General features: G+C 71.3%; 5 protein-coding genes. 3 read left to right on the forward strand and 2 right to left on the reverse strand.

Annotation, left to right across the window (positions count from 1 at the left end; translation table 11 throughout):
- Positions 1–55: 55 nt before the first annotated feature.
- Entirely contained in the window at positions 56–640 is a 585-nt protein-coding gene (locus tag ACFXPL_RS00005; protein WP_384909831.1) for a biotin transporter BioY, read from the reverse strand.
- A gap of 253 nt (positions 641–893) precedes the next feature.
- Between ACFXPL_RS00005 and ACFXPL_RS00010 the strand changes: the two genes are divergently transcribed.
- On the forward strand, positions 894–1,535 hold the full coding sequence (locus tag ACFXPL_RS00010) for a superoxide dismutase (RefSeq protein ID WP_384909834.1): 642 nt from the start codon (positions 894–896) through the stop codon (positions 1,533–1,535).
- Positions 1,536–1,714: 179 nt separating this feature from the next.
- Here the strand turns inward: ACFXPL_RS00010 and ACFXPL_RS00015 are convergent, their stop codons facing one another.
- Positions 1,715–2,353, reverse strand: coding sequence for a DsbA family protein (locus ACFXPL_RS00015; RefSeq protein WP_384909838.1), 639 nt, complete (start codon positions 2,351–2,353; stop codon positions 1,715–1,717).
- A 179-nt stretch (positions 2,354–2,532) separates the two neighbouring features.
- Here ACFXPL_RS00015 and pepN point away from each other — a divergent pair, with 179 nt between their 5' ends.
- Both pepN and ACFXPL_RS00025 read left to right on the forward strand, forming a co-directional pair.
- A complete protein-coding gene (gene pepN / locus ACFXPL_RS00020; RefSeq protein WP_384909841.1) occupies positions 2,533–5,112 on the forward strand; it encodes an aminopeptidase N in 2,580 nt (859 codons plus the stop codon).
- A 175-nt stretch (positions 5,113–5,287) separates the two neighbouring features.
- Positions 5,288–6,385, forward strand: a complete 1,098-nt coding sequence (locus ACFXPL_RS00025; RefSeq protein ID WP_384909844.1) for a hypothetical protein — start codon at positions 5,288–5,290, stop codon at positions 6,383–6,385.
- Positions 6,386–6,463: the final 78 nt, after the last annotated feature.

The raw sequence follows: 6,463 nt of genomic DNA on the forward strand, positions 1-6,463 counted from the left end.
CGCGCACGTGTGCGCGGATCGAAGAGCCTCACTCATGTCCGGTGCGGCGCCGTCGTCAGCGCTTGTCACCGAGGAGCTTCCAGGCGGCGGGCAGCGCGCCCATCGCCAGCGCCGCCTTGAGCGCGTCGCCGAGCAGGAAGGGCACCAGGCCCGCCGCTACGGCGGCGCTCAGCGACATCCCGGTGGAGAGCGCGAGGTACGGGACGCCGACCGCGTAGATCACGGCGGAGCCCACCACCATCGTCGCGGCCGTGCGGAGTACGGAGCGGTCACCGCCGCGGCGGGCCAGCGCGCCCACCACCGTGGCGGCGAGCAGCATGCCCAGGACGTAGCCGAAGGAGGCGCCGCCGGGGCCCGAGGAGCCCGCCGAGAACCAGGGCATCCCGGCCATCCCCACCAGGGTGTAGACGGCGAGGGAGAGGAAGCCGCGGCGGGCACCGAGCGCGGTGCCGACGAGCAGCGCGGCGAAGGTCTGGCCGGTGACGGGGACAGGGGAGCCGGGGACGGGCACGGCTATCTGGGCCGCGAGGCCGGTCAGCGCGGCGCCGCCGAGGACCAGGGCGATGTCCCGGGTGCGGCTGGCGGGGAGGAGGTCGGCGAGAACCACTCCGGTACGGGGGGCTGCGGCAGCAGTGCTCATGGGGACTCCGCGTTCGGGTACGGGCGCCGCGGTGGGCGCCTGGGGACAGCCCGACCGTAACCCACGGGTCCCCGGCGGATCACCGTCAGCCATCCACAAAGCGGAGGTCAGCGCGTTGTCGAAGGTGTCACACACCGAAGGTGTCACAGGGGGGCACCCACGCCGGTCGGTGGTGTCGCCGACCCGACCCGACCTCTTGCTGCTAGCGTGCAGTTGCACAGGATGTGCAATAAGACAGCCGGAGGGGCCCGCCATGGCCGTGTACACGCTTCCTGAACTGCCGTACGACTACGCGGCACTCGAACCGGTCATCAATCCGCAGATCGTCGAGCTGCACCACGACAAGCACCACGCGGCCTACGTCAAGGGCGCCAACGACACCCTCGAACAGCTTGAGGAGGCGCGCGACAAGGAGACATGGGGTGCGGTCAACGGGCTGGAGAAGAACCTCGCGTTCCATCTCTCCGGCCACATCCTGCACTCCATCTACTGGCACAACATGGCGGGCGACGGTGGCGGCGAGCCGCTCGCCGCCGACGGGGCCGGCGAGCTGGCGGACGCCCTCACCGCGTCCTTCGGCTCCTTCTCGGGCTTCAAGGCGCAGCTCAGCAAGGCCGCCGCCACCACCCAGGGATCGGGCTGGGGCGTGCTGGCGTACGAGCCGGTGAGCGCGCGGCTGATCGTGGAGCAGGTCTACGACCACCAGGGCAACGTCGGCCAGGGCTCCGTGCCGATCCTGGTCTTCGACGCCTGGGAGCACGCCTTCTACCTCCAGTACAAGAACCAGAAGGTCGACTTCATCGAGGCCATGTGGAAGCTCGTGAACTGGCAGGACGTCGCCAAGCGCTACGCGTCCGCCAAGGAGCGCGCCCACAGCCTCCTGCTCGTGCCGTGACACGACACCGGGACCGGCACCGGCGCCCTGTCACGGCACCTCACACGTCCTGCTCGTGATCGTCTTCTCACCCTTCACGTGCGGACGGAATGACGGAGGGCCCCCGCGAGGCCGGACTCGCGGGGGCCCTACCGGACCTTCAGGCTCTTCTGCCTGGTCCGCCTCTTCCGTGAACTCGGCTACTCGAAGCTGGGGGCCGCCGTGCGCGTGCGCTTGATCTCGTAGAAGCCCGGGATCGACGCGACCATCAGGGTGCCGTCCCAGAGCTTCGCGGCCTCCTCGCCCTTGGGCGCCGGCGTGACCACCGGGCCGAAGAAGGCGATCTGCTCGCCGTCGGAGCCGGGGACCGCGATGACCGGGGTGCCGACCTCCTGGCCGACCTTGTCGATGCCCTCCTTGTGGGAGGCGCGCAGCTCGGTGTCGTACGCGTCGGAGTCGGCGTACTGGATCAGGTCGGCGGGCAGCCCCGCGTCCGCCAGCGCGGCGGCGATGGACTCGCGGTTCACGCCCTCGCCCTGGTTGTGGATGCGCGTGCCGAGCGCGGTGTACAGCTTCCCGACGACCTCGTCGCCGTGGAGCTGCTGCGCGGCGACGGCCACCCGTACCGACCACCAGGACTTGCCGCCGGGGAGCATGTTCTCCCGGTACTCCTCGGGGAGCTGGTCCAGCTTGTCCTCGTTGAGGACCCCCAGGCTCATCACATGCCAGCGGACCTCGATGTCGCGGACCTTCTCCACTTCGAGGACCCAGCGGGAGGTCATCCAGGCCCAGGGGCACAGCGGATCGAACCAGAAGTCAACAGGCGTCTTCTCGGACATTTCTCTCCTCATGGCGGGTGGACACACCTCGGTGATTCCAACGCGGTGATCGGCCGGAGGCATTCCCGCGTCCCCGGCTTCCCGCGTTCCGCCGTTTCCGCTGTCAGTGGTACGTGCGAGGATCGTTGCTGTTTCGGACGAGCGAGACCCGCGACGAAGCGAGCCACAGAGGAGTGACCGTGCCCGGTGAGAACCTGTCCCGCGACGAGGCCCGTGAGCGGGCCGACCTGCTGTCCGTAGACGGGTACGAGGTGGCCCTCGACCTGCGGTCGGCGGTCGGCGAGGCGGACGGGGACGCGCCGCGGACCTTCCGCTCCGTGACCACGATCCGGTTCCGCTGCGCCGAGCCCGGCGCCGCGACCTTCGCCGATCTGATCGCGCCGGGCGTGACCGCGGTGACGCTCAACGGCCTCGACCTGGACCCGGCGGCCGTCTTCGACGGTTCGCGGATCGCCCTGGAGGACCTGCTCGCGGAGAACGAGCTGACGGTGGACGCGCAGTGCGCGTACAGCCGTACGGGCGAGGGCATGCACCGCTTCGTCGACCCGGAGGACGGCGAGGTCTATCTCTACACGCAGTACGAGCCCGCCGACGCCCGTCGAGTTTTCGCCAACTTCGAGCAGCCCGACCTGAAGGCTCCGTACCGCTTCGAGGTGACGGCGCCGGAGGGTTGGACCGTTCGGAGCAACGGCGAGGGGACACCGGCGGACGGCACGTGGCGGTTCGCGGAGACGAAGCCGATCTCGACGTACATCACGGCCGTCCTGGCCGGTCCTTACCACGAGGTGACCGACTCCTACCGGCGCACGTTCGAGGACGGCACGGTGCTGGAGATCCCGCTGACCGCGCTCTGCCGCAAGGGACTGGCCCGGTACTTCGACGCGGAGGACGTCTTCCTCGTCACCAAGCAGGGGCTGGACTTCTTCCACGACCACTTCGACTACCCGTACCCCTTCGGGAAGTACGACCAGGCGTTCGTGCCCGAGTACAACCTCGGCGCGATGGAGAACCCGGGTCTGGTGACCTTCCGCGAGGAGTACATCTTCCGCGGCCGGGTGACCTCCGCGTCGTACGAACGCCGGGCCAATGTGATCCTGCACGAGATGGCGCACATGTGGTTCGGCGACCTCGTCACGATGACGTGGTGGGACGACCTGTGGCTGAAGGAGTCCTTCGCCGACTTCATGGGGTCCTTCTCGCTCGTGGAGGCGACCCGCTTCACCAACGGCTGGATCACCTTCGCCAACAACCGCAAGTCCTGGGCCTACCGCGCCGACCAGCTCCCCTCCACGCACCCCGTCACGGCCGACATCCGTGACCTGGAGGACGCGAAGCTGAACTTCGACGGGATCACGTACGCCAAGGGCGCGTCCGTGCTGAAGCAGCTCGTCGCGTACGTGGGCCGGGACGCGTTCCTGGAGGGCGCCAGGCGTTATTTCAAGCGGCACGCGTACGGCAACACGCGGCTGCGCGATCTGCTCGCCGTCCTGGAGGAGACGTCCGGGCGTGAGCTGGCGGGCTGGTCGCGGTCCTGGCTGGAGACGGCCGGGGTCAACTCCCTGACCCCGCAGCTCACCTGTGACGCCGAGGGCCGGATCACGGAGCTGGCCGTGGTGCAGGACGCCGCCCCCTCCCACCCCGAACTCCGGCCGCACCGGGTGGCCGTCGGGCTGTACCGGCGGTCGCCCTCCGGCGACCTCGTGCGGTACGCGCGCGCCGAGACGGACGTGGACGGGCCGCGTACGGTCGTCAAGGACCTCGCCGGCGCCGAGCGGCCCGAGCTGGTCCTCGTCAACGACGACGACCTGACGTACTGCAAGATCCGCTTCGACGCGGGGTCGCTGGACACCCTGCGCGACCACCTCGGCGACCTCACGGACCCGCTCGCGCGCGCCCTGTGCTGGTCGGCGCTGTGGAACCTCACACGGGACGCCCTCATGCCCGCCCGGGACTTCATCGGGCTGGTCTTCCGGCACGCGGGCCGCGAGTCGGACATCGGGGTGCTCCAGATGCTGCACGCGTGGGCGCGGTCGGCGCTCACCCACTACGCGGCGCCCGCCTGGCGCCCGGAGGGCGCGCTGCTGCTGGCGCAGGGCGCGCTGCGCGAGCTGCGGACGGCGGAGCCGGGCAGCCAGCACCAGCTCACCTGGGCGCGCTTCTTCGCCGCGGTCGCCGAGACGGAGGCGGATCTCCAGCTTCTGCGCGGTCTGCTGGAGGGCACGGCGAAGATCGACGGGCTCAGCGTCGACCAGGAGCTGCGCTGGGCCTTCCTGGAGCCGCTGGCGGCGCACGGCCAGGCCGACGAGGCGGCCATCGACGCCGAACTGGCGCGGGACGACACGGCGTCGGGCAAGCGCCACCAGGTGCGCTGTCTGGCGGCCCGGCCCTCCGCCGCCGTCAAGGCGCAGGCGTGGGCGCAGGTCGTCGAGTCCGACGCGCTGTCGAACGCGCTGGTGGAGGCGGTGATCGCGGGCTTCGCCCGGCCCGGTCAGCGGGAGCTGCTGGCGCCGTACGCCGCGAAGTACTTCGAGGCGATCGAGCGGGTGTGGACGGAGCGTTCGATCCAGATCGGCATGTACGTGGTGAAGGGGCTGTTCCCGGGGCTCCAGGACGACCGTACGACGCTGGAGGCGACGGAGTCCTGGCTCGCCGCGCACCGGAACACGGCGCCGGCGCTGCGCCGGCTGGTCATGGAGTCGGCGGACGACTTGGCGCGATCGCTGCGCGGACAGGAGTGCGACGCGGCGGCCGCGGGCTGAGCGACGGGGGCCGCCACGGCCCGTGACACCTGCGGAATCACAAACTCCGGGGGTGGAAAGGCGGTCTGTCTGATCGGCAGTCGAACACCCTTACTTTAGTACGAGGTTGTCCGGATTTGCCGACAGATTCGTCACGGCGGTTAGTCCCCCCGCCTCGCGGGGGGAGACACCCGGCATGAACAACAACACCCCGGTCTCCCCCCGCCCCTTCCCTCTCGGCCGGCTCTCCGCCGATGTGCGGAGCCGCGTCCTCTCGTCGGCGCAGCTCCGCGAGTACGGCGTACCGGCCGGGCGGGTGTCCGCGCGGTGCCGGGCCGGCGGCCCCTGGCAGCAACTGCTGCCGGGGGTCTTCCTGTTGCACTCCGGACCGCCGACCGCGGAGGAGCGGCTGCACGCGGTGCTGCTGTACGCGGGCAGGCCGACCGCCACGGGCAGCGGGGAGGTGCCCGTACAGCCCGGCCCTGACAGCCCGGCCCCGGCGCCCGCCTCGGTCACGTACAGCACGGTGATGGTCACGGGGCTCGCGGCGCTGTCGCTGTACGGGTTCTCGTCCGCTCCCCCGCTGCTCACGCTGGAGCGGATCGACGTACTCGTCCCGCGCACCCGGCGGCTGCGCTCCGCGGGGTGCGCCCGGCTGATCCGCGCCCATGTGCTGCCGTTGCCCGAGCTGATCGACGGCCGTCCCGTGGCGCCCGTGGCGCGCGCGGTGGCCGACGCGGTCGCGCATCTCTCGGACGCGCCCTCCGTGGTGGAGGTGCTGACGGAGGCGGTGCGGAGCGGGCACTGCGACCCGGCCACGGTCGTCAGGGAGTTGAGCCAGTCCGGGCTGCTCTCCCGGCAGCACGTGGTGGACGCCGTGGACACGCTGCTCGCGGAGGGGCGGACCCTGGCCGAGGGGCGGCTGTACGAACTGGTGCGCTCCTACGGGCTGCCGGAGCCGGTGTGGAACGTCGACCTGCGGCTGCCCGGCGGTCCGCACCTCGGCGGGGTGGACGCCTACTGGCCCGAGCGGGCGGTCGCCATCGAGCTGGACACGCGGGCGCCGCGGCCGGGCGGGCGCCGGGACGCCGGGCCCGACCTCTCGGACGACGAGCAGTGGACGGCGACGGTCCGCAAGCGCGAGCACCTGGAGCTGCTGGGCATCACCGTCGTCCATCTCACGCCGAGGAAGCTGCGGGAGTCGCTGGAGCAGCAGGCGACCGTGGTGCGTACGGCGCTGATGGCGGCGGACGACCGGGATCCGGCGGCGCGGGTGGTCGTCCTGCCGAGATGAGTGGAGCCGGGGCGGGGCCGCGCGGGGCCGCCCCCACCGGGCCTCAGCCGCGGACCACGGCCACGTCGGCCTGGCCCG

The organism is Streptomyces sp. NPDC059092 (genome assembly GCF_042756365.1).
In the GTDB taxonomy this organism is placed as follows: Bacteria; Actinomycetota; Actinomycetes; order Streptomycetales; family Streptomycetaceae; genus Streptomyces.